Below are 22138 nucleotides of genomic sequence, written 5' to 3'. Positions count from 1 at the left end.
GGGCATGCGTGGATGCCGTGCCCAGGCGGGCGGTCAGAGGGGGCGCGGGTAGCGTCATAAGAACGGGGTCACTACAGCGCCGGGAAAGCATAGCAATGGCGTCCTGAAGAAGCGCCCAAGAATGCCTGAATCATTCTTCAGGTTCGGTGCGCGCGGGCGAGGGCGCGGTAAAATGCAGGCATGAAAAATCCGGCGCAAAGGGAACGGCAGGCATGAGAATCCTCCTGGTGGAAGACGACCGCAAGGCGGCGCGCCTGCTGGCCCGTGGCTTGCAGGAAGAAGGCTTTGTCGTCGACGTGGCGCACAGCGCGGAAGAGGGCGAGGACGAAAGCTACGCCGTCGATTACGACGCGATCGTGCTGGACTGGATGTTGCCGGGCAAGCAGGGCATCGATTTTTGCCGCGACTTGCGCGCGCGCGGCATCCAGACGCCCGTGCTGATGCTCACGGCGCGCGACGCCACGGCCGACCGGGTGGCGGGCCTGAACACGGGCGCCGACGATTACCTGACCAAACCGTTCGAATTCGAGGAGCTGCTGGCGCGCATCCGCGCCCTGCTGCGCCGCTCCGACATCAGCCGCCCGCTGGTGCTGGCGCTGGCCGACCTGACGCTCGATCCCGTCAGCCACCAGGCGACACGGGGCGGCGCGCCGCTGGTGCTGACGCCCAAGGAATACGCGATTTTATTGATACTGCTGCGCCAGGCGGGCGAAGTGGTCAGCCGCGCGCGCCTGGCCGAGCAGATCTGGCAGGCGGACCTGATCGGCATCGACAACCTGATCGACGTCCACGTGCGCAACCTGCGGGGCAAGGTCGATGCGCCGGGCTTGCCGCCATTGATCCACACGGTGCGCGGACGCGGTTTCCGCCTGGCGGAAAACAATGGTGGCTAGCTTTCGCAAGCGATTGCTGCTGGTGCACCTGGCTGTCATCCTCGCCATCGTCGCCTGCACGGCGCTGGCCGGCTACTGGGGCCTGTCGCGCGCCGTGCATGGCCAGCTCGACGCTGCCCTGCTGGCGCTGGCCGAGACGGAAATGGCCATGCTGCCGGCCGCGCCGCGCCAGCCCGTACAGGTCCACGAGGTGGCGCCGGGCCTGGCGCCGCCGTCATTGACGCGGCTCGATCGCCTGGTGCAGATCATCGATGGCGAGGGCCGCGTGCTGGCGCGCAGCCGCAACCTCGAGGCGGCGCAGCTGCCGGCGCCGCCCGCCCTGCTGGCGCGCCTGGCGGCCGGTGAGACCGTCTTCGAGACCCTGCCCAAGTTCGGCGAGGAGCCGCTGCGCATGGTCTCGATTCCCGTGCGCTCGTCCGGCGGGCGCCTGGCGGTGCAGGTGGCCGGTTCGCTCGACGACACGGACCACGTGCTGGCAGCGGCCACCGTGCTGTTTGGCGCCATGGCGCTGGCCTTGCTGGCGGCCGTGGGCCTGGCCGGCGAAATGCTCACGCGCCGCGTGCTGGGCGCCATCGACGACGTGGTGGACCAGGCGCATTCGATCGGCGAATCCAGCTTGCACCAGCGCCTGCCCCATCCCGGCACGCAGGACGAGATCGGCCGCCTGGTCGATACCCTGAACGCCATGCTGGACCGCCTGGAACACGGCTACGATGCGCAGCGCCGCTTCACGGCCGACGCGTCGCACGAACTGCGCTCGCCCCTGTCGCGCCTGCGCACGGAAATCGAAATCACCCTGCGCCGCCCGCGAGAAGCGCCCGAGTATGTCGATGCGCTGGCGTCCTGTCTCGATGAAGTGCAGCGCCTGACGACCCTGGTGGAAGAATTGCTGATGCTCACGCGCCTGGACGTGGGGCAGGAGCGCAATGCCGTGGAAATCATCGCGCTCAATCCGCTTGTGCGGTCGGCCGCGCAGCGCCTGGAAAAACCGGCAGCGCAGCGCGGCATCCGCATCGTCTTCGATGACAGTGTGGCCGTGCACGCGCGCGTGGCGGCCGGCCCCGTGGACTTGGTGCTGACCAATCTGCTCGATAACGCCGTGAAGTTTTCGCCACCCGGCGGCAGCATCACCGTGCACGTGGCGCGCGAGGGCGAACATGCGCTCGTGGGCGTGGCGGACGCGGGACCGGGCATCGGCGTGGAAGACTTGCCGCATCTGTTCGAGCGTTTTTACCGGGGCGCGCAGGCGCGCGCGGGCGAGGCGCCCGGCTTCGGCCTGGGCCTGGCCCTGTCGCAAGCCATCGTGCACGCGTACGGCGGCAGCATCGAGGCGCAGAACCGCCCGCAAGGCGGCGCGCTGTTCCTCATGCGCCTGCCCGCTTCAAGCTGAGGGGGCCACGCCTTCCCAGCGCACTTGCCGCACTTGCGGCCAGGCGCCCGCGCGGTTGACGAAGCGCACCAGCACGGCGCGCTGCACCAGCTGGCACAGCACCGTGGCGATCAGGCGCACGCTTTGCCTGCCTTCTTCCCAACTGCGCACGAGCTGCGACGGCGCCAGTCCCGCGCCATGCAGTTCGGCCAGCAGCAGGCGCACCACGTGGTCGGCTTGCGCCGCGGGGCAGGTGACGGTCAGGCGGTAGGTGGCCACGGCAGGGCCGCGCCGGGAAAACCAATGGAAGAATTTTTTCATCATCACACTCCCCGTTCGGCGACAAATTCCGCGTTGTTCACCAGTGCCCAGCGCACGGCCGAGACGCTGCCTTCCAGGCTGACCTGGCTGACGATCTGCTCCAGCAATCCCAGGCTGGACAAGGGCGTGAGCAGGTCGGCCCGCACTTCGATGCGCCCGGCCTGCGCCGCGTCTTCGCTGTGCAAGGATTGCAGCATCAGCGCCGGCATGCCGCTGATCAGGCGCAGCATCAGCTTGCGCACCTGCACTTCCTGCTCCGCCTCGCACACGGCCGTCACGCGGTAGATGCTTTCCGTCTCGATGCCCGCTTCGCTGCCGTGGGCGTTGATCCGTTGCGCCAGGTGGCGCAGCACCAGGTTGGCGATCAGCACGAAGCCTGTGCCGATGGCCGCTTCCAGGGCAAACCCCAGGCCGCACAGGATGCCGATGGCGGCCGAGCACCACAGGGTGGCGGCCGTGTTCAGGCCGCGCACCGTCATGCCCTCGCGCATGATGACGCCGGCGCCGAGAAAGCCGATGCCCGATACCACCTGCGCGGCGATGCGCATATGGCCGGCGCTGTCGCCTTCGAGCACGGAAACCATCACGAACAGCGAGGCGCCGACGGACACCAGCGCATTCGTGCGCAGGCCCGCCATGCGCTGGCGCAGCTGGCGTTCGGCGCCGATCATGGCGCCCAGGGTCAATGCCGCGGCAACGCGCAGCGCAAAATCAAATACCACCATCAGTTTCTCCCGGCTGGGGAGGAACAGGCGAGTGCAAGGGCGAAGACAATCCGCCCGCAAGGGGGCAGCAGACGATCACGGTGGAACGATGAGGGGGAAGTGGCGGCGAATGGACATCGCCGCTGGTAAAACCGCACCTTGCCGAGGGCAGGGCGGGCGGAATGCGCGCGTCTTGCCTAAGGCTGATCGCCGATGGTCAATCGACTACTGTCACTGGAACAAGCACCCACGAGTCACTCCATATCATTGATAACGGGGACAGTCTAGCCAGTGGTGCCGTATTGGTCAACTGAAGCTCTCTTCAGGCAGCCGCCGCGTCGTCCCCGCCAATGCGGGGACGGTGAAGGCGACCGGTCAATCAGTGGGCGTGTGCTTTGCCATCGTCGGTGGATTCAGCGTGCGCATGCGCGTCGTCGCCGCCGCCGAAAAAGCGCGCGGCGCGCTTGCCCAGGCTGTCGAGATAGGTGTAGGCGACGGGCACCACCACCAAGGTCAACAGGGTCGAGGTGATGACGCCGCCGATGACGGCGCGGCCCATCGGCGCCTGCGATTCGCCGCCGTCGCCCATGCCGATGGCCATCGGCAGCATGCCGAACACCATCGCCAGGGTCGTCATCAGGATGGGGCGCAGGCGCACTTGCCCCGCTTCCATCAGCGCCTCGAACTGCCCCAGGCCCTCGCGCTGACGCTGGTTGGTGAAGTCGACCAGCAAAATCGCATTCTTGGTGACCAGGCCCATCAGCATGATGAAGCCGATCACGGAGAAGATGTTCAGGGTGCTGCCCGTGATCAGCAGCGCGGCCAGCACGCCGATCAGCGACAGCGGCAAGGACACCATGATGGCGATCGGCTGCAGGAAGCTGCCGAACTGCGAGGCCAGCACCAGGTAGATGAAGATCACGGCGATCCCCAGCGCCATCATCGCGCCGCCCATGGTTTCGGCCATCTGCTGCGCATTGCCAGCCACGTCGAAGCGCACGCCCGGCGGCAGGTCGATGGACTTGATGGCCTTCTGCACGTCGGCGTCGACGTCGCCGGCAGGGCGGCCCTGCACGCCCGCATAGATGGCGACCCGGCGCTGCAAGGCCTGGCGTTTGAGCACCTGCGGGCTCGATGACGGCACGAATTCGACCACCTGGCGCAGCGGGATCATGACGGGCTTGCCATTTGCGTCGAACTTGCTCGACGCGAGCGACAGGTCGGCCAGGTCGGCCACTTTCTGGCGGCCCGATTTGGGCAGCTGCACGTTGACGTCGTAGTTCTGCCCGTCGGACGCCAGCCAGTGGCTGACCGTGTCGCCGGCCACGAACGGCCGCAAGGCATTGCCGATCTGCTGCACCGACAAACCCAGGTCGCTGGCCAGCTCGTTGTTGATCTTCACGGTGGTCGACGGATTGGCGCCTTCCTGGCTGTATTCCATGTCGGCCAGGCCCTTGATGTTGCGCATCTTGTCCATCAGGGTGTGCGCCACCGCATCGAGCTTGCCTTCGTCCGTGCCCAGGATGGCGATGAAGATGGGACGCTGGCCGACGGACAGGGTGATGCCGGCGATCGGCGCCAGGCGTTCGCGGATCAGTTTTTCCAGTTCCTGCTGCGAGCGGCGCTTGTGCGTCTTGATGTCCGTCAGCTTCAGGTTCACCTCGGCCGCGTTGCGCCCATCGGGCGTGCCGATATTGGCCACCAGGCTGTCGATCTCGGGAAATTCCTTCAAGGCCGTTTCGATCTGGCGCACTTTGCTGTCCGTGTATTCGAGGCTGGAGCCGACGGGCGTCTTGAAGCGCAGGTTGACCCAGCCCTGGTCCGTCTCGGGGAACATCTCGCCGCCGATCATGGGCACGAGCATCAGGCTGCCCGCGAACAGCGCCACGGCCGTGGCCAGGGTCGTTTTGCGCCAGCGCAGGGCCACTTTCAACACCTTGCCGTACCAGACATGCAGGCGGTCGATGCCCGTCTCGATCCAGGCCATGAAGCGGCCCAGCCACGGCGCGTACTTGAAGCGGTCCTTGACGGGATCGCGCCAGACGGACGACAGCATGGGGTCGAGCGTGAAGCTGACGAACAGCGAGACGAGAACGGCGACGGCCACAGTGATGCCGAACTGCAGGAAGAAGCGGCCGATGATGCCGTCCATGAAGGCGACGGGCACGAACACGGCGACGATGGCGAAGGTGGTTGCCATCACGGCCAGGCCGATTTCATTGGTGCCGTCGTTGGCCGCCTGGTAGTGGTTCTTGCCCATGCCCAGGTGGCGCACGATGTTTTCGCGCACCACGATGGCGTCATCGATCAAGAGGCCGATGCACAGGGACAGCGCCATCAGAGTCAAAAAGTTCAGGGTGAAGCCGAAGGCCTTCATGGCGATGAAGCTGGCCAGCACGGAGATCGGCAGGGTCAATCCCGTGATGATGGTCGAGCGCCACGAGTGCAGGAACAGGAAGACGATCACCATGGTCAGCACGGCGCCTTCGATGATGGTGCGCTTGACGTTATTGAGCTGGCTTTGCACGCGTTCCGACTCATCGTCCAGCACGCGCAGGGTGATATCGGGCGGCAGCGTCTTTTGCAGGTCCGCCGCCACTTTCAGGATGCCGGTGCCCACTTCGACCACGTTGGCGTCCTGCACCTTGGTGATTTCCATGGTCACGGCCTGCTGGCCGTTCATGCGCGAAATCGACAGTTCTTCCTGCTCGCCGTCGACGACGGTGGCCACCTGGTCCAGGTAGACGGGACCGACGGCGCGGCGCGCGACGATGATCTTGCCGAATTCGCGCGCATCCTTGATCTTGCCTTCCACGCGCACCAGCTGTTCGGCCGCGCCATGGCTGATGGAGCCGGCCGGCAAATTGGTATTCGTCGCCTGGATGGCGCGGATGACTTCATCGACGCCGATGCCCTGGGCATTGAGTTCGATCGGCTTCATGCTGATGAGGATCTGGCGCGCGCGCAGGCCGCGCAGCTTGACCTGGCCCACGCCGGCCACGCCCTGGAAGCGCTTGCTGATGATCTGCTCCGTCATGGTCGACAGCGAGCGCAGGTCATGCCCGGTCGAGGTCAGCACGATGGTGGCGATGGGACGCTCGTTGTCGCCTTCGGCGCGCGCGATGAACGGGTCCTTGGCTTCCTTCGGGAAGCGCGGGCGCACCAGGGCTACCTTGTCGCGCAAGTCCTGCATGGCCTTGTCCATGTTCGTCGACAGCTCGAATTCCAGGTAGACGCCGGCGCGTCCTTCCCACGAGTTGGCGCGGATGGTCTTGATGCCGCTGACGGTGTTGACGGCGTCCTCGATGGGGCGCGTGATGTCGTTTTCCACGGCTTCGGGCGAGGCGCCCGGGTAGTTCACTTCAATGGCGGCGAACGGGAACTGCACGCTGGGCATGCTTTCCACGCCCAGGCCCCGGTACGAGAAGATACCCAGCACCACCAGCGCCACCATGACCATGGTGGCAAAGACGGGGTTTTGAATACTGACTTTGGTCATCCACATGGCTTAATCCTTCCGTGCCAGCACGGCTGCCGGCGCGGCGGGGGCGGCGGGCGTAGCCGATTGCGCGGCGAAGGTCACGCTGTGGCCCGGCTTGACGCCATCGAGCTTGGCGACGATGACTTTCGCGCCCGGCACCAGGCCGGACTTGACCTCGGCGTAGCCTTCATCTTCGTTGCGCAAGCCCAGGGTGACGGGCTGGGCGACGACCTTGTTGCCCACCAGCGCATACACGACGGGGCCCTGCTTTTCATTGCGCACGGCCGTCAAGGGCACCAGCGGCGCCACGATTGATCGCTCGGTGACGATGCTGCCCTTGGCGAACATGCCGCCGCGCAGCGCGCCATCGCCATTGTCGACGGCGATGTAGACGAGCATGGCGCGCGAGCCGCTCTCTGTGGTGGGGTTGATGCGCGTGACCTTGCCGGCGAAGTCGCGCGCGCCGAAGCCGTCGACCTTGAAGTGCACGTCCTGGCCCAGCTTGATGCGGGGGATGTCCGCGCTGGGCACGGGCGCTTCCAGCGTCAGCTGCGCCAGGTTGACGATGGTGTAGACGGGCATGTCGGGCGAGACTTTTTCGCCGGCCTGCAGGTGGCGCTTGCTGACGATGCCGGCCATCGGCGCGCGGATCACCGCATCGGCCAGCGCGATGCGGGCGATGTCGACCATGGCGGCGGCGGACTTGACGTTGGCGCGCGCCAGGTCGACCGAGTTTTGCGTCGTGTCGTAGGCCGTCTGCGAAATGTATTTTTGCTTGAGCAGCGCCTGGCTGTTCGCCTCATTCTTGGCCGCCATCGACAGGCGCGCCTGCGCTTCGTCCAGCATGGCTTGCTGCTGCGTGAGGCGGGCGCGCAGGTCGGCCGCGTCCAGGCGCACGAGGACTTGCCCGTTGGCCACTTGCTGGCCTTCCTGCAAGGTCGTTTCCTGGATCACGCCGGAAACCTTGGCCTTGATGGTGGCCTGGGTCACGGGCGCGAGCGAACCGGACAGGGGCAGGCTGATGCTGAGGGCGCGCGCATCGATGGCGGCCACGTCGCCCTGCGCCAGTTCATGCACGGGCGTCTTTTCCTGCTCCTTCTTCTTGCTCGCTTGCTGTTCCGCAGCCTTGGCCGCTTGCTGCTTCGATTGCAGCACCGTCCAGCCGCCGCCTGCCAGGCCCAGCACGACGAGGATCAAGAGGGGCGTGCGCCAGCGCCGGCGGCGCGTGGCGGCAAGGGGAGAGGCGGGGGGCAGGGTCTCGTTTTTCATAGGTTTTTTTCAGGAGCGGCGCAGGGTTTCGGCGCCAGGTCTCGGTGCGGCCGGCCTGCGGCAGGCCGGGGGAATTCGGGTAGCGCATCACCGTGGCGGCCGCAGACAGCACGCCTGCCGCTGCGGCCGTCCACGGCGATGCGCATGTTGCCACTTTAGGAAGATTCAAGTCCGGCCGCCATCGCCGTGCGACAGATTGCACAAAATCGGGGCTGGAATGCAAAAAACGGCGACCAAAGACCACCGCCAGCATGCGCGCCGTCCACGTCACGATGCTTGCGCCTTCTCAAGAAGCCGATTCGCCGGCGCGCAAGAATGGTCGGGATGGTTGCGCCACCGGACAGGCCACACGCCCGCCGGTTGCCGCGCGGCCGCGCCACAGGGGGCCTGATGTCTGATCGGATTGCCGGAGCCGCCCCGTCGCCTGGCCGTTTGCTGGCCCCGGTCGAACCGCAGGCGGGGGCGGCCGGCAAGGCGCTCGATTTGCTGTCCATCATCGTTGCTGCCGTCGAACAGACACCGGGCCTGGCCATGCGCGGCATCGACCGCGACGGCATCGTGCGCTACTGGAGCGCGGGGGCATCACGTCTGTATGGCGTGGCGGCCGAGCTGGCGCTGGGCCAGCCGTGGGCCAGGGTGGCCGCCTCGCTGCCGGACGCCGCCAGCCTGGCCGAGGAGGGGGCAGACGAACTGGCGGCCGTGTGGGAGAGCGGCAAGGCGCGCGGCATGCGCCTGTGGAAGCTCGGCGCCGACGGCGCCGCGCCGCGCTGCATCTGTTCCACCGTGTTTCCTGTCATCCAGTCAGGAAGAGTGCGGCAAGTGGTGTGCATCGATGTCGACATCACGGCCAGCGGCCAGGATGGCGCGGCGCAGGGCGCCCTGCTGCTGATGGGCGACAATTTCCGCCAGCTGTACGAGAAATCCGCCGACGCCATTCTGCTGCTGCGCGACGAGCATATCGCCGAGGCGAATCCGGCCGCCATTGCCTTGTTTCAATGCGAAGACCGGCCACGGCTGCTGGGGCGCCGCCTCAGCGACTTTTCACCCTTGCGCCAGCCCGATGGCGCATTGTCCTCGTTGCGCGGCACGCAGCTGGCGGCGCAGGCCCATGCCGACGGCAACTGCCGCTACGACTGGCGCTATCAGACATGCACGGGCCAGCTGTTCTGGGGCGAAGTGCTGCTCACCTCCGTCACGCTCGACCATACCTATCTGTTTTACGCCGTGATCCGCGATATTTCCTCACGCAAACTTGCCGAGCGGGCCCTGTACCTGTCGATGCAGGTCATCGAGCATGCCAGCGTCGCCATCGTCGTGATGGACCCGCAGCAGCGGGTCGTCAGCATGAATCCCGCATACAGCGAGATCAGCGGCTACAGCCTGGACGACATGCTGGGCAAGCCCTTCGTCCCGCACGGCGTCGAGGCGGACGTGCCCGCGTTTTTCGACCACGTGTGGGACGAAGTCGATGCCAACGGTTACTGGCAAGGCGACATCGTGGGCCAGCGCAAGGCGGGCGGGCGCTATCCGGCCTGGCTGTCGCTGACGGCCATCCGCGACCCGCAGGGGCAATTGAGCAATTACCTGGCCATCCTCAGCGATATCAGCGAGCGCAAGAAAAACGAGGAACACACGCGCCACCTGGCCGAGCACGATTTCCTCACCGACTTGCCGAACCGCGTGCTGCTGCTGGACCGGCTGTCGCTGGCCCTGGCGGCGGCGCGGCGCAAGCTGAGCATGCTGGCCGTCCTGTACCTGGACCTCGACCACTTCAAGCATATCAATGACAGCATGGGCCACCACGTGGGCGACCTGCTGCTCAAGGAAGTGGCGCGGCGCCTCGTGCGCTGCGTGCGCGGCGTCGATACCGTCAGCCGGCATGGCGGCGACGAGTTCGTCATCATCCTGGCCGAGGTGGGCGGCATCGACCAGGTGGCCCATGTGGCGGCCAGCCTGCTGCATGCCGTCACGCAGCCCTATCAGCTGGGCGAATACGAATTGCAGGTGTCGACCTCGATCGGCGTGGCCATCTTTCCCAGCGATGGCGACAGCATCGATAGCCTCGTGCACAACGCCGATGTCGCCATGTACCACGCCAAGGAAAACGGGCGCAACAATTTCCAGTTTTTCAATGCCGAGATGAATGCGCAAATCGTCGAGCGGGCCAGCCTGGAGCAGGGCTTGCGCGAGGCGCTGGGGCGCGACGAGTTCGTGCTCGAATTCCAGCCCGCGCTCGATGTGGCCAGCGGGCAGATCCTCGGCGCCGAAGCGCTGTTGCGCTGGCGCCACCCGCAACTGGGCCTGCTGCCGCCCGAGCGCTTCATCGCCGTGGCCGAGGAGTGCGGCTTGATGGTATCGATTGGCAACTGGGTGCTGCAGCAAGCCTGCCGGCGCGCACGCGGCTGGCACGATGCGGGCCATGCCTGGCGCGTGGCCGTGAATCTGTCGCCGGCGCAATGCCTGCACAATAATTTGTTGCTCAGCGTGCAAGACGCGCTGGCCGCGTCGGGCTTGCCCGCCGCCAGCCTGGAACTGGAAGTGACGGAGTCCTTGCTGATGAAGGGCGGCGCGCGTCTGGCCGGCGTGCTGGCGCAATTGCGCGCGCTGGGCGCCAGGCTGGCCATCGACGACTTCGGCACCGGCTATTCGCGCCTGGCCAATCTGCGCCACTACCCGGTGGACAAGCTGAAGATCGACCCGTCCTTCCTGCCTGCCGCGGCGGGCGAGTCCGACACGGCCGTGGCCGCCACCATCATCGCCATGGCGCGCGAGCTGCAGTTGACGGTGATCGCCGAAGGCGTGGAAACGGCGCAGCAGCTGGCGTATCTGCGGGGCCAGGGTTGCCAGCAGTACCAGGGGCGCTACGCCAGCGCGCAAGTCGCGGGCAGCGCGCTGGCGGCACTATTGAACTAATGAATGTTTCCCAGCAGCTTGATGCGTGCCAGCACCTGGCCATGGTCGGAGGCGTGCGGCAGGCCCAGCAGCAAATGGTCGTTGAGATAAGTCACTTCCTGCAGCACGCCGATGGCGCGCGGCGAGGCAGGATGAAAATGGTCGGACACGAGGATATGGTCGATCGTCATGTAGGCGCTGTCGTGAATATTCGTGTAGCCCGCGTGGCGCAAGGCGCCCTGGCGCAGCTGGATGGCGTTGGCGTCGTACAGGCGCGCGCGCATTTCCATGCCAGGTTCGCACGGCGCGCCGGCGCCCATGACGATGGCCGTGGTGACGGCATTGGCGATGTCGTTGAAGTCGCCCAGCACGATGCGGGGACGGCCACTGTGACCCAGTTCGCTTGCCAGCACGCGCAAGGCCACGGCTTCCGCGCCGCGCCGCTGCAGCGAGCGCAGGTTGGCCAGCGCGTAGGCGATGGCATCGTTGCCGTCGCCATGGCGGTAGTCGGGCCGGCGCGATTTCAAATGCACGACGACCACGTCGGTGAGTTGTCCGCCCGGCAAGATGACCTGGACATGCAGGGGCGCACGGGCGAAGCGGCAGGCGTTGTCGTCGGCGCCCGGCCTGTCGGCGGACACGGTCACGCCGGCTGGAAAATTCGCCCAGGCAACACCAGCGCCGGCCAGCGGCAGGCGCGATACGAGCGCCACCGTGGGCAGCATGCGTCCGGCAGTATCCATCGCATCGTAGCCGGCCAGCGTGGCTGCGCGGTAGTGGCGCGTGCGCGACAGCACGTCGCGCAGGGCCGTTTGCGAGAAAATTTCCTGGAAAGCGATCACGTCGGCGTCGAGCAGGTCGATCTGCCGCGCCGTCCATTCCGCCTTGGCCTCGTATTGCGCCGGACTCAACGGTTCCAGGTTGTCATACAATTTCGCCCCGGCGGGGGCAAGGTTGCAGACATTGAATGTGGCAAAGCGAATTTCTTCCTGCATAATTAGCACTCCTCACTGAACGATCAGCGTATCACGCATGGCTAAAAAAGAGCATATTTCCGAAACCCAGGCGACGCAGCTGCTGCGCAAGCACCAGGTTTCCTTCGAAGAACACCCGTATCCCTACGAAGAGCATGGCGGCACCAGCGTCTCGGCGCGCGAGTTGGGCGTGCCCGAGCACGATGTGATCAAGACCCTGGTGATGCAGGACGAGGCGGCCAAGCCGCTGATCGTGCTCATGCATGGCGATTGCAAGGTGTCGACCAAGAACCTGGCGCGCGCCATCGGCTGCAAGTCCGTCGAGCCGTGCAAGCCCGAGGTGGCGCAGCGCCATTCCGGCTACATGATCGGCGGCACCTCGCCGTTCGGCACCAAAAAGACCATGCCCGTGTACGTGGAGCAATCGATCCTGGACTTGCCGCGCATTTACATCAATGGCGGACGGCGCGGTTTCCTCGTCTCGCTGGCGCCGCAGGTCTTGCTCGACTTGCTCAAGGCCAAGCCGGTGCAGTGCGCGCTGCAAGATTAAGAAAACCAGACGCCGCCCTGTTCCCGGACTGGACGCTGGTGTATATTCTGCTGCGCCAGCCTCGATGCTGGTGCAATAAACACAATAAAGGGAAGAAATGAATCCAGTAATCACAACCGTGGCAATGACAGTGGCCGCTTACTTGCTCGGCTCGATATCGTTTGCCGTGGTGATGAGCAAGGTCTACGGCATCGCCGATCCGCGCACCTATGGCTCGAAGAATCCGGGCGCCACCAACGTGCTGCGCAGCGGCAACAAGGGCGCCGCCATCATGACCCTGCTGGGCGATGGCGCCAAAGGCTGGCTGGCCGTGTTCCTGGCCGACCATTTTGCCGGCGCGCTGGGTGTGGGCGATACGGCCGTGGCCCTGGTGGCCATCGCCGTCTTCCTCGGCCATCTGTGGCCCGTGTTCTTCCGCTTCGTCGGCGGCAAGGGCGTGGCGACGGCCCTCGGTGTGCTGCTGGGCATCAATCCCTGGCTGGGCCTGGCAACCCTGGCCACCTGGCTGATCATCGCCTATGCCTTCCGCTATTCCTCGCTGGCGGCCCTGGTGGCGGCCCTGTTCGCGCCGTTTTACTATGGCTTGCTGTTCGGCGTCGACCCGATCTTGCTGGCCGTCATCGTGATGAGCGTGCTGCTCGCTTACCGCCACAGCCAGAACATCGCGAACCTGCTCTCTGGCAAGGAAAGCAAGATCGGCGGCAAGAAGGATGCGGGCAAGGCGCCCGTGAAGAAGAAGTAAAATGCCGGGGTCAGATCCACCGGGTCTGACCCCAACCTTGCGGCGCCGCGCGGTGCGGCCGCCACCGACTCGCGCAAAGGCTGCCCACCATGAGTTCCACTCCCGCCACACCCGTTCCCATCCGTATCGACTTCGTTTCCGACGTTTCCTGCCCCTGGTGCGTGGTGGGCCTGAAATCGCTGGAACAGGCGCTGGACAAGCTGCAAGACACCGTCCAGGCCGACATCCATTTCCAGCCCTTCGAGCTGAACGCCAATATGCCGCCCGAAGGCGAGGATATCGGCGAACACATCGCCCGCAAATACGGTTCCAGCCCGGAACAGATGGCGCAGTCGCGCGAAGCGATCCGCGCGCGCGGCGAGCAGCTGGGCTTTACCTTTGCCATGGACAAGCGCGGGCGCATCTACAACACCTTCGATGCGCACCGTCTGCTGCACTGGGCCGCCCTGGAAGGGCGCCAGAAGGAACTCAAGATGGCGCTGTTCGATGCCTACTTCACGCAAGGCCAGGATCCGTCCTCGCATGAGGTGCTGCTGGCCGTGGCGGACAAGGTGGGCCTGGACACCGTGAAAGCGGCCGAGGTGCTGGCGTCCGGCGCCTATGCGGACGAGGTGCGCGCGCAGGAGCGCTTCTACCAGCAGAACGGCATCAATTCCGTGCCCGCCGTCATCATCAACGAGCGCCACCTGATTTCCGGCGGCCAGCCGCCCGAAGTGTTTGAGCAAGCCTTGCGCCAGATCATCTCCGGCGCCTGAACGGGGCGCCAATGGCGCGCGCCATGGCGGACTTTTTGCGCTACACTCGGCGCAGAAGGAGGGTAGTCAAATGCCAACAGCCAGCTGGAATGGCGCCGTCATCGCGCAAGCCACCGATGCGCAGGTGCAAGTCGTTGAAAACAATGTGTATTTTCCTTTGTCGGCGGTGATGCAGGCCTATCTGCGTCCCAGCAGCCACACGAGCATCTGCCCGTGGAAGGGCACGGCCAGCTATTACGATGTCGTCGTCGATGGCCAGACGAATGCCAACGCGGCCTGGTATTACTCCCAGCCCAAGGATGCCGCCAAGCAAATTGCCGGCCACGTCGCCTTCTGGCGCGGCGTGAGCGTCGAGCGCTGACCCGACTTCTTCTATTTCTCTCCTATTTCCTGATACAGAAAGCAGACGATGGATTTACGCCTCGCCGTGTACCAACTCGCCTCGGCCCATGCGCTCGATGCCCAGCAGACCCGGCAGTTGCAGGAAGCGGCCGGCTTCCAGCGCGAACCGGCGCGCCTGGCCTACTGGCTGCCGCGCGGCGTGGCCGTGCTGGGCGCCGCGCTGCTGGGCATGGGTCTGATCTGCTGGGTCGCCGCCAACTGGGAAGACCTTGGCCGCATGGGCCGCTTTGCCCTGTTGCAAGGCGTGTTTGCGGCCGCCTGCGTGGGCGCCTTCGCCGTGCCCAAGGCGCGCATACCGCTGTTGCTGATGGCCTTGCTGGCCATCGGCGGCCTGTTCGCGTATTTCGGCCAGACCTACCAGACGGGCGCCGATCCGTGGCAGCTGTTCGCCCTGTGGGCCGTGCTGGCCTTGCCCCTGTGTTTTGTCGCGCGCAGCGACGTGCTGTGGACGCCGTGGATGCTGATACTGTCGACGGCCGCCGCCCTGTGGATGCAGGCGCATGCGCGCCACAGCTGGCGCATCGATTCGGCCGATCTGAGCATTTTCGTCAGCGGCTGGCTGGCCGTGCTGCTGGCCTGTGCGTTTGTCTCGCCCCTGCTGGCGCGCTGGACGGGCGCGGGCAGCTGGGCCTTGCGCCTGGGCCTGGTGCTGGCCACCATCCTCATCACGGGCACGGCCGTCAGTGCCCTGTTCGGCAGCGAGGTCGGGTCGCCGTACTGGGCTGGTCTCGGCTTGCTGGCCGTCGCCGCTGTCCTGCTGGCCACGCGCCGCTACTTTGACGTGTTCGGCCTGAGCGCCGTCGCGCTGGGCCTCAATACCCTGCTGGTGGGAGGATTGATGTACTTGCTGTTCAACGGCGGCGGCGGCAGTGATGTGGGCAAGCTGATCATGCTGGGATTGGTCGCTGCCGTACTGCTGGCGCTGACCGTGCAAGGCATTTTGTGGCGCGCGCGCCAGGAGGCGGCATGAGCAAGATGAACAGTCAGCGAGCCGATGCGCTCGCCACCCTGATCGACGACGCCACGCGCGCCGGCCTGTTGCCGCCCAACGCCAGCCGCCCTGTGCAGGATGTACGGCCGTGGCCGCTGGTGCTGATGACGGCCTTCGGCGCCTGGCTTGCCGCCATCCCGCTGATGATTGCGCTGGGCGTGGGCCTGGAAAGCGTCGTGCGCCACGGTCCCGGCGCGTATGTCGTGGCTGCCATCGTGCTGGTGGTGTCCGTGCTGCTGATCCGCACGCGCGGCGTGGCGCTGTTTGTCGAGCAGCTGGCCGTGCCCTGCCTGCTGGTGGGCGGCGGCTTGCTCGGCTATGCCTTGTACCGCGACTATTCCACGCAGACGGCGTCGCTGCTGCTGTGCCTGGCAAGCCTGGTGGTGGCCGCCGCCTTGCCGCGCGACTGGCTGCGCGTGCTGCTGGGGCTGGTCGCCTGCGGCTTGCTGGGGCTGGGCATCGTCGACAGCACGCGCGACTGGATCTTCGACAACGATCCGACGCAACTGTATCTGGCGTGGATGCTGGCCCTGGCATGCTGGCTGGCGGCCCACTGGCTGCAGAAGCAAGCCTTCAACGATGGCCGCGGCGCCCCCATCGCCGCCTTCCTGGAATCGCTGTCGACGGGGTGGGTCCTGGCCATCTTGCTCGGGCTGGTCTTCTGGTCCGGCATGACCTTCATGCTGGGCGGTGCATTGGGCGGCGGCTTCACGGGCGAGGTGGCGCGCGAAGTGAGCCGGCACCAGAGCGCTGCCTGGTATGCGCAGGCCTTGAACGGCGTCTCGCTCGTGCTGGCCGCGGCGGCCGCCGCCTGGACGGGATGGCGCTGGCCCGCGTTGCGCCAGTTGCCCGCCATCGGCGTGGCGCTGGTGCTGATCGTGCTGGCGTGGTTCATGCCGGCGCTGGGGCCCGTGCTGCTGATCCTCGCGTATTGCGTGACGAGCGGACGTTCGCGCGTGGCCGTCGCGGCCTCGCTGGCGGCGGCGTGGATCATCGGCAGTTTTTATTACCAGCTGGCCTGGCCGCTGGCCAGCAAGGCCGCGCTGCTGGCCGTGGCCGGCGCCGTGTTGTGTGCCCTGTCGTGGCTGGCCACGCGCGGCGCCGTGCTGCACCTGGTGGAAAACAAACCACCGGGCGTGGCGGCCGAATATCGCGCGGCGCGACTGGGCGTGCTGGGCGGATTGCTGCTGGTGCTGCTGGTCGCCAACGGCGGCATCTGGCAGAAAGAGCAGCTGATCGCCAAGGGCGAGGCCATCTTCGTGGCGCTGGAACCCGTCGATCCCCGTTCGCTGATGCAGGGCGATTACATGCGCCTCAATTTCGTCAACCTGGGCGTCCTGTCCACCCTGGCCAGCGTGGAGCGGGCGCCCGGCCGGCCCTTCGTGGTAGCCCGGCGCGATGCGCGCGGCGTGGCCGAATTGCTGCGCCCGTACACCAGAGAGGCGCTGGCGCCCGGCGAATTCCTGCTCGAACTGACGCCGAAGGATGGCAATTGGGTGCTGGTCAGCGATGCCTGGTTCTTCAAGGAAGGCGAGGCGGCGCGCTGGGAGAAGGCCCGCTATGGCGAGTTCCGCGTGCTGCCCGATGGCCGCGCCTTGCTGGTGGGCATGCGCGGCGAGCAGCTGGAAAAACTGTAGCGCAAGTAGTCGCGCGACAGCGCACCGGGGCGGTCATCCTGTAAAATTGCCCGATGGATAATATTACACATTCGGTCATCGGCCTCGGTGTCGGCGAACTGGTACATCGCAGCCTGCCGCCCGAGCCGCAAGCCCCCGCACAGCGCACCCGGCGCGCGCTGTTTCTGTTTACGGCCTGGTTTGCCAGCAACGCGCCCGACCTCGATCTGGTGCTGACCAAGCTGCTGCCGCGCCCCTTCGGCTACATGCTGCACCACCGCGGCCATACGCATACCTTGCTGCTGGCCTTGCCGCAGGCGCTGCTGTTGCTGGCCCTGCTGTGGCTGCTGTGGCCCGGCGCACGGCGCTTGCTCAAGGAAAGCATGCCCGCCCGCATCGGCCTGGCGGCGTGTCTGCTGCTGGGATTCTGCTTGCACATGGGCATGGATTTTCTCAATTCCTATGGCTTGCACCCGTTCTATCCGTTCGATAGCCGCTGGCTGTATGGCGACATGGTCTTCATTGTCGAACCCATGTTTTGGGTGCTGCTGGGCGTTCCCGTGATCATGTCCTTGCGTTACGGCATCGTCAAAAGCGTACTGCTGGCGGGGCTGGCGGCGGCCCTGTGCTTCTTTACCTATAAGACCTATCTGGCGCCCGCCTCGCTGGCCGTCTTGCTGGGGCTGGGCGCGGTGCTGGCCGTGCTGCAGGGACGGGCTGGCGAGCGAGGGCGGGGGGCGCTGCTGCTGGCCTTCGCGCTGGCCGCCACGTTTATCGGCACGCAGGGCGTGGCCTCGGCCCTCGGCCGTACGCGCATCGAGGCGGCCGTGCAACGGCTCGATCCCGGCACGCGCGTGTGGGATGTGGCGATGACGGCGTTTCCCAGCAACCCCCTGTGCTGGATCTATGTCTCGCTCGACAGCAAGACGGACGTGTACACCTTGCGGCGCGGCACCCTGAGCCTGCTGCCCGCATCGCTGGCGCCCGCGGCCTGCCCGGCGGGGCTGGCCGAGACGGGCAAGCGCGAACAGCAACTGGCGCCCGGCATTGCCGTCTCCGCCAAGGCGGCGGGCAGCCTGGCCGCCTTGCGTGCGCTGCAGGAAGACAATTGCTATGTCGACGCCTGGTTCCGCTTTGCCCGCATGCCCCGCTTGAACGCGGACAAGCTGACGGACGTGCGCTTCAACCCCGGCTTGCTGCCCAATTTTACGACCGTCGAGCTGCAACAGTTCCGTGGCAGGCCGTGTCCCGCCTATGTGCCGGGCTGGGACCGCCCACGCGCCGACATGCTGGCGCCGCCAGCGGCGCGCCCGTAGCGTATTTGTTGCCTTGTGGAAAAATATCACGTGTGCACTTACTTCTCTGTCGCCCAGCATGCGACAATTATCAATTCGGCATGGATACCATTGAGTTAGGACTATTTTGGAAGAGCAACACGCCTTACCGTATTTGCGGGAAACCCTGCTGTTTCTCGCCCTGGCGGGGATTTTTATTCCGCTATTGCAACGTCTGAAAGTCAACCAGGTGCTCGGCTTCCTGGCCGTGGGCGCCCTGTTCGGCCCGTTCGGCTTCGGTCTGTGGGCCGGCGACTTCCCGTGGCTGACGTATTTTTCGTTCGTGCGCGCCGAGCAGGTCAGCGGCCTGGCCGAGCTGGGCGTGATGTTTTTGATGTTCATGATCGGCCTGGAACTGTCGACGGAACGGCTGTGGGCGCTGCGGCGCTGGGTGTTCGGTGCGGGCGTGGGGCAGGTGGCCGTCAGCGCCTGCCTGATCGGCGGCGTCGCGTATTACTTCGGCTTGTCGCTGGAAGCGTCCATCGTGCTGGGCCTGGTGCTGTCGCTGTCGTCGACGGCCGTGGTGATGCAGCTGCTCACGGACCAGCGTTCCCTGCAGACGCCGGCCGGCCAGGCGGGCTTTTCCATTCTGATGTTCCAGGATCTGATGGTGGTGCCGCTGTTCATCCTGATCGACGTGTTCGCCAGCGGGCGCAGCGACGACCTGGCCTACCTGCTCAGCTTTGCGGCCGTGAAATCGGCCGGCGCCATTTTGCTGATCTACCTGCTGGGACGCCGCGTGATTCGCCCTCTGTTCCAGTTTTTCGTCAAGAAACGCCAGCCCGACGTGTTCATGGCCTTGACCCTGCTCAGCACCCTGGGCATCGCGGGCCTGACCTATCTGGCGGGCCTGTCGATGGCGCTGGGCGCCCTGCTGGCCGGCCTGCTGCTGGCGGAAACGGAATTTCGCCATGAAGTGGAAGTGACGATAGAGCCCTTCAAGGGCTTGCTGATGGGCCTGTTCTTCATGTCGGTGGGCATGCAGATCGACGTGCGCGAAATCCTCAAGTCGCCCGTCTTGATTCCCCTGGCCGTGCTGAGCCTGTTTGCCTTGAAAACCCTCGTCATCGGCGTGATTTTCCGCATCGGCGGCTTTCACTGGGGACGCGCCGTGGAAACGGGCGTGCTGCTGGGGCAGGGCGGCGAATTCGCCTTCATCGTCGTCGCGTATGCGCTCGGTACCAAGTTAATCGGCCCGCAGGTGGCGCAGTTCGTCATGCTGGTGGTGGGGCTGAGCCTGTTCGCCACGCCGGCGCTGGCCAAGGCGGCGCGCGCCTTCGGCAACTGGTGGGAACAGCGCCACCACCATCAGCTGGCCGACCTGGCGCACGGCGCGCTGCCGCCGCAGGGCAGCACCGTCATCATCGCCGGTTTCGGCCGGGTGGGGCAGTTGCTGGCCAAGGTGCTGACGGAGCAGGATATCGCCTATGTGGCGATTGAAAATGACGCGCGGCTGGTGACGACCCTGCATCCGCGCGGCTTTCCCGTGTATTTCGGCGATGCGTCGCGCGCGGAACTGTTGCAAAAGGTGAATGCGGACCGGGCCGCCGCCGTCGTGCTGACGATGGACCATGCGGCGTCCGTGCTGCATGCCGTGAAATCGATCCGCCGCGAATATCCGCAGTTGCCCGTGTATGCGCGGGCCCGCGACGAGGCGCATGCGGTGGCTCTGATCCAGGCGGGCGCCACCCTGGTCGTGCCCGAGGCGCTGGAGTCGGCGCTGCAGCTGACGGCCACCGTGCTGCACACGGTGGGCCTGTCGGAAGCGCGCACGACTGACATCGTGCAGGCGGAGCGCGACCGGCGCAATGCCGTGTTGCTGGCGAAGAAGTTGGCGTAGCGCAAACCTTATTGCAATCGTGCGTGTCGCCGTGCTTTGTCAATTATCTATACAATAATAGTATATGAGCACACTCACCACATGAAAGCCGCGACGAAGAGCGGTGCGGCACCCCTGACGCCGCAGCAACTGGCGGCGCAGGAAACGCAGCAAAAATATGGCAAGCCCGAGCGGGGCTGGCGCGAACAGGTGTACACCGTCATTTTCGAGGCGGAAACGCGCACGGGCCGCGCCTTCGACTTGCTGCTGATCGCCGCCATCCTGGTCAGCGTGACGGTGGTCGTGCTCAGCAGTGTCGCCTCCGTGGCCGAGCGCTATGGCGTCTGGCTGACGGCGCTGGAGTGGTTTTTCACCATTTTATTTACCATCGAATATGTCGCCCGCCTGTCGTGCCTGCGGCATCCGGTGCGTTACGCGAAGAGTTTTTTCGGCATCATCGACTTGCTGGCCATCGTGCCGACCTACATCGGCTTGCTGCTGCCGGGCGCGCACGTGCTGATCGACGTGCGCATTTTGCGCCTGCTGCGCATGTTTCGTATCCTCAAGCTCACGTCGTATGTGCATGAATACACGGTGCTGGGGCGGGCCTTGCTGGCCAGCCGGCGCAAGATCCTCATCTTTTTATCGTTTGTCATGATGGTGGTCTTTCTGCTGGGTACTGTGATGTACGTCGTGGAAGGGCCCGATAACGGTTACAGCAGTATCCCCACGTCGATCTACTGGGCCATCAGCACCATGACTACCGTCGGGTTCGGCGATATCACGCCGCGCACCGATATCGGGCGCACCATCGCTTCGCTGATGATGCTGCTCGGCTGGGGCATCCTGGCAGTGCCTACCGGCATTATCAGTGCCGAAATGACGGTGCAGCGCAGTTCCAAGCTGGTCACCACGCGTACCTGTCCCACGTGCCTGAAAGAAGGGCTCGATGACGATGCCAATTTCTGCAAGAACTGCGGTGTTGCATTGCCGCCGCTGGCACGTGATTAATTCATCACCATATTTACTCTGTTAAGGCCAACATGATTCCAGTTCGCCTGATCGCGACGGGCAAAGCCGTGCCGTCGCATAGTGTGACTTCCGCCAGCCTGGACCTGACATTGGGTCATCCGGCCGGCTTTACCCTGCGCAAGAGCGGCGTGCTGTCGCGCTTTGTCGCTGCGCCCGATGAGTCGCAAAGCCAGCTGGGCGCCGCCGCCCTGCTCGACGCGCTGAAGAACGCCAGCCTGCGTCCGGCCGACATCGACCTCCTGATCTGCGCCAACGGCGTGCCAGAACAGGCATTGCCGAACACGGCCTGCTTCGTGGCCGAACACGCGGGCTTGCCGCCAGGCACGCAAAGCTTCGACGTCAACGCCAGCTGCCTCAGTTTCATGGCCGCCTTCCGCGTGGCCGCCTCGATGCTGGCCGGCGGCGCCTACCGGCGCATTGCCATCGTTTCATCCGACCTCGCTTCGCGCGGCGTTGACTGGAGCGAGCCGGAAGCGTCGATGATCTTTGGCGACGGCGCCGCCGCCGTCATCGTCGAGCAGGGCGACGGCAGCGCCGGCATCCGCGCTTACAAGATGGGCACGTATCCGGAAGGGCGGCGCTACTGCGAAATCCGCGGCGGCGGCACCGAGCGCAACCCGCGCAACGGCTGCGAACCGGGCGACTACCTGTTCCGCATGGATGGCAAGGCCGTGTTCCGCCTGGCCGTCAAGGTGATGCCGGATTTCCTGGCGGAACTCATGCAGGAATCGGGCGCGGGACTGGAAAAAATCGACGTGGTCGTGCCCCATCAGGCCAGCCCGCTGGGCCTCGCGCATGCGGCGCGCATCCTCGACGTCCCCGATGCTAAAATCATCAAGATCTTTGAAACGCATGGCAACCAGGTGGCCGCGTCCCTGCCCACCGCCCTGCACGAGGCGGTGATGACGGGGCGGGCCGTGGCAGGCCAGCGATTGCTGATGATGGGGACGGCCGCGGGCCTGACCATCGGCGGCATGATTCTTGACCTGTGAAG

At 65.7% G+C, this 22138-nt stretch carries 18 protein-coding genes; 13 read left to right on the top strand and 5 right to left on the bottom strand.

Annotated elements, in window-relative coordinates; translation table 11 throughout:
- Positions 1-212 precede the first annotated feature (212 nt).
- The gene (locus tag ACQ4W4_RS23860) at positions 213-893 is read left to right on the top strand and encodes a response regulator transcription factor (protein ID WP_436544066.1); all 681 of its coding nucleotides are present in this window, start codon (positions 213-215) and stop codon (positions 891-893) included.
- Complete coding sequence (locus tag ACQ4W4_RS23855; RefSeq protein WP_436544087.1) at positions 886-2283, top strand: sensor histidine kinase; 1398 nt, start codon at positions 886-888, stop codon at positions 2281-2283. The genes ACQ4W4_RS23860 and ACQ4W4_RS23855 overlap by 8 nt, the downstream gene beginning before the upstream one ends.
- Here ACQ4W4_RS23855 and ACQ4W4_RS23850 read toward each other — a convergent pair.
- From ACQ4W4_RS23850 to ACQ4W4_RS23835, 4 genes are all read right to left on the bottom strand, one after another.
- The gene (locus ACQ4W4_RS23850; RefSeq protein ID WP_436544065.1) at positions 2275-2586 is read right to left on the bottom strand and encodes a hypothetical protein; all 312 of its coding nucleotides are present in this window, start codon (positions 2584-2586) and stop codon (positions 2275-2277) included. The genes ACQ4W4_RS23855 and ACQ4W4_RS23850 overlap by 9 nt on opposite strands.
- The gene (locus tag ACQ4W4_RS23845) at positions 2586-3305 is read right to left on the bottom strand and encodes an MgtC/SapB family protein (RefSeq protein ID WP_215406639.1); all 720 of its coding nucleotides are present in this window, start codon (positions 3303-3305) and stop codon (positions 2586-2588) included. Before ACQ4W4_RS23845 ends, ACQ4W4_RS23850 begins: the two co-directional genes overlap by 1 nt.
- Positions 3306-3666: 361 nt before the next feature.
- Complete coding sequence (locus ACQ4W4_RS23840; RefSeq protein ID WP_436544064.1) at positions 3667-6792, bottom strand: efflux RND transporter permease subunit; 3126 nt, start codon at positions 6790-6792, stop codon at positions 3667-3669.
- A gap of 3 nt (positions 6793-6795) precedes the next feature.
- A complete protein-coding gene (locus tag ACQ4W4_RS23835; RefSeq protein WP_436544063.1) occupies positions 6796-8037 on the bottom strand; it encodes an efflux RND transporter periplasmic adaptor subunit in 1242 nt (413 codons plus the stop codon).
- 390 nt (positions 8038-8427) lie between these two features.
- Here ACQ4W4_RS23835 and ACQ4W4_RS23830 point away from each other — a divergent pair, with 390 nt between their 5' ends.
- Positions 8428-10950: a sensor domain-containing protein gene (locus ACQ4W4_RS23830; protein ID WP_436544062.1), complete on the top strand. Its 2523-nt coding sequence runs from the start codon at positions 8428-8430 to the stop codon at positions 10948-10950.
- On the opposite strand, the gene ACQ4W4_RS23825 is transcribed toward ACQ4W4_RS23830, so the two are convergent.
- The gene (locus ACQ4W4_RS23825; protein WP_436544061.1) at positions 10947-11924 is read right to left on the bottom strand and encodes an endonuclease/exonuclease/phosphatase family protein; all 978 of its coding nucleotides are present in this window, start codon (positions 11922-11924) and stop codon (positions 10947-10949) included. The two genes, ACQ4W4_RS23830 and ACQ4W4_RS23825, sit on opposite strands and share 4 nt — an antisense overlap.
- A 37-nt stretch (positions 11925-11961) precedes the next feature.
- Here ACQ4W4_RS23825 and ybaK point away from each other — a divergent pair, with 37 nt between their 5' ends.
- The 10 genes from ybaK (at position 11962) to ACQ4W4_RS23775 (ending at position 22136) form a co-directional block, all read left to right on the top strand.
- Entirely contained in the window at positions 11962-12453 is a 492-nt protein-coding gene (gene ybaK / locus ACQ4W4_RS23820; RefSeq protein ID WP_436544060.1) for a Cys-tRNA(Pro) deacylase, read from the top strand.
- Between the two features lie 97 nt (positions 12454-12550).
- Positions 12551-13195, top strand: coding sequence for a glycerol-3-phosphate 1-O-acyltransferase PlsY (gene plsY, locus ACQ4W4_RS23815; protein ID WP_436544059.1), 645 nt, complete (start codon positions 12551-12553; stop codon positions 13193-13195).
- Positions 13196-13284: 89 nt separating this feature from the next.
- The gene (locus tag ACQ4W4_RS23810; protein ID WP_436544058.1) at positions 13285-13950 is read left to right on the top strand and encodes a DsbA family oxidoreductase; all 666 of its coding nucleotides are present in this window, start codon (positions 13285-13287) and stop codon (positions 13948-13950) included.
- A 70-nt stretch (positions 13951-14020) separates the two neighbouring features.
- Positions 14021-14311 carry a DUF427 domain-containing protein gene (locus tag ACQ4W4_RS23805; protein ID WP_436544057.1) on the top strand — a complete coding sequence of 97 codons (291 nt, stop codon included), beginning with the start codon at positions 14021-14023 and terminating at the stop codon, positions 14309-14311.
- Between the two features lie 48 nt (positions 14312-14359).
- Entirely contained in the window at positions 14360-15322 is a 963-nt protein-coding gene (locus tag ACQ4W4_RS23800) for a DUF2157 domain-containing protein (RefSeq protein WP_436544056.1), read from the top strand.
- Positions 15319-16980 carry a GDYXXLXY domain-containing protein gene (locus ACQ4W4_RS23795; RefSeq protein ID WP_436544055.1) on the top strand — a complete coding sequence of 554 codons (1662 nt, stop codon included), beginning with the start codon at positions 15319-15321 and terminating at the stop codon, positions 16978-16980. Before ACQ4W4_RS23800 ends, ACQ4W4_RS23795 begins: the two co-directional genes overlap by 4 nt.
- 53 nt (positions 16981-17033) lie before the next feature.
- Positions 17034-18275: a metal-dependent hydrolase gene (locus ACQ4W4_RS23790; RefSeq protein ID WP_436544054.1), complete on the top strand. Its 1242-nt coding sequence runs from the start codon at positions 17034-17036 to the stop codon at positions 18273-18275.
- Between the two features lie 106 nt (positions 18276-18381).
- The gene (locus ACQ4W4_RS23785) at positions 18382-20133 is read left to right on the top strand and encodes a cation:proton antiporter domain-containing protein (protein ID WP_436544053.1); all 1752 of its coding nucleotides are present in this window, start codon (positions 18382-18384) and stop codon (positions 20131-20133) included.
- A gap of 81 nt (positions 20134-20214) precedes the next feature.
- Entirely contained in the window at positions 20215-21123 is a 909-nt protein-coding gene (locus tag ACQ4W4_RS23780; RefSeq protein WP_436544052.1) for an ion transporter, read from the top strand.
- Positions 21124-21155: 32 nt separating this feature from the next.
- Entirely contained in the window at positions 21156-22136 is a 981-nt protein-coding gene (locus ACQ4W4_RS23775; RefSeq protein WP_436544051.1) for a 3-oxoacyl-[acyl-carrier-protein] synthase III C-terminal domain-containing protein, read from the top strand.
- Positions 22137-22138: the final 2 nt, after the last annotated feature.

The sequence above is a fragment of the Janthinobacterium glycogeni genome (assembly GCF_051380725.1).
Classification (GTDB): Bacteria; Pseudomonadota; Gammaproteobacteria; order Burkholderiales; family Burkholderiaceae_D; genus Janthinobacterium.
This window is presented reverse-complemented; position numbering and strand designations above follow the sequence as displayed.

Bases quoted from the DNA above. Each gene is read 5' to 3' on its own strand.
- ACQ4W4_RS23860 (WP_436544066.1), top strand. From the start codon at position 213: ATGAGAATCCTCCTGGTGGAAGACGACCGCAAGGCGGCGCGCCTGCTG.
- ACQ4W4_RS23850 (WP_436544065.1), bottom strand. From the start codon at position 2,586: ATGATGAAAAAATTCTTCCATTGGTTTTCCCGGCGCGGCCCTGCCGTG.
- ACQ4W4_RS23840 (WP_436544064.1), bottom strand. From the start codon at position 6,792: ATGTGGATGACCAAAGTCAGTATTCAAAACCCCGTCTTTGCCACCATG.
- ACQ4W4_RS23835 (WP_436544063.1), bottom strand. From the start codon at position 8,037: ATGAAAAACGAGACCCTGCCCCCCGCCTCTCCCCTTGCCGCCACGCGC.
- ACQ4W4_RS23830 (WP_436544062.1), top strand. From the start codon at position 8,428: ATGTCTGATCGGATTGCCGGAGCCGCCCCGTCGCCTGGCCGTTTGCTG.
- ACQ4W4_RS23825 (WP_436544061.1), bottom strand. From the start codon at position 11,924: ATGCAGGAAGAAATTCGCTTTGCCACATTCAATGTCTGCAACCTTGCC.
- ybaK (WP_436544060.1), top strand. From the start codon at position 11,962: ATGGCTAAAAAAGAGCATATTTCCGAAACCCAGGCGACGCAGCTGCTG.
- plsY (WP_436544059.1), top strand. From the start codon at position 12,551: ATGAATCCAGTAATCACAACCGTGGCAATGACAGTGGCCGCTTACTTG.
- ACQ4W4_RS23810 (WP_436544058.1), top strand. From the start codon at position 13,285: ATGAGTTCCACTCCCGCCACACCCGTTCCCATCCGTATCGACTTCGTT.
- ACQ4W4_RS23805 (WP_436544057.1), top strand. From the start codon at position 14,021: ATGCCAACAGCCAGCTGGAATGGCGCCGTCATCGCGCAAGCCACCGAT.
- ACQ4W4_RS23800 (WP_436544056.1), top strand. From the start codon at position 14,360: ATGGATTTACGCCTCGCCGTGTACCAACTCGCCTCGGCCCATGCGCTC.
- ACQ4W4_RS23795 (WP_436544055.1), top strand. From the start codon at position 15,319: ATGAGCAAGATGAACAGTCAGCGAGCCGATGCGCTCGCCACCCTGATC.
- ACQ4W4_RS23790 (WP_436544054.1), top strand. From the start codon at position 17,034: ATGGATAATATTACACATTCGGTCATCGGCCTCGGTGTCGGCGAACTG.
- ACQ4W4_RS23780 (WP_436544052.1), top strand. From the start codon at position 20,215: ATGAAAGCCGCGACGAAGAGCGGTGCGGCACCCCTGACGCCGCAGCAA.
- ACQ4W4_RS23775 (WP_436544051.1), top strand. From the start codon at position 21,156: ATGATTCCAGTTCGCCTGATCGCGACGGGCAAAGCCGTGCCGTCGCAT.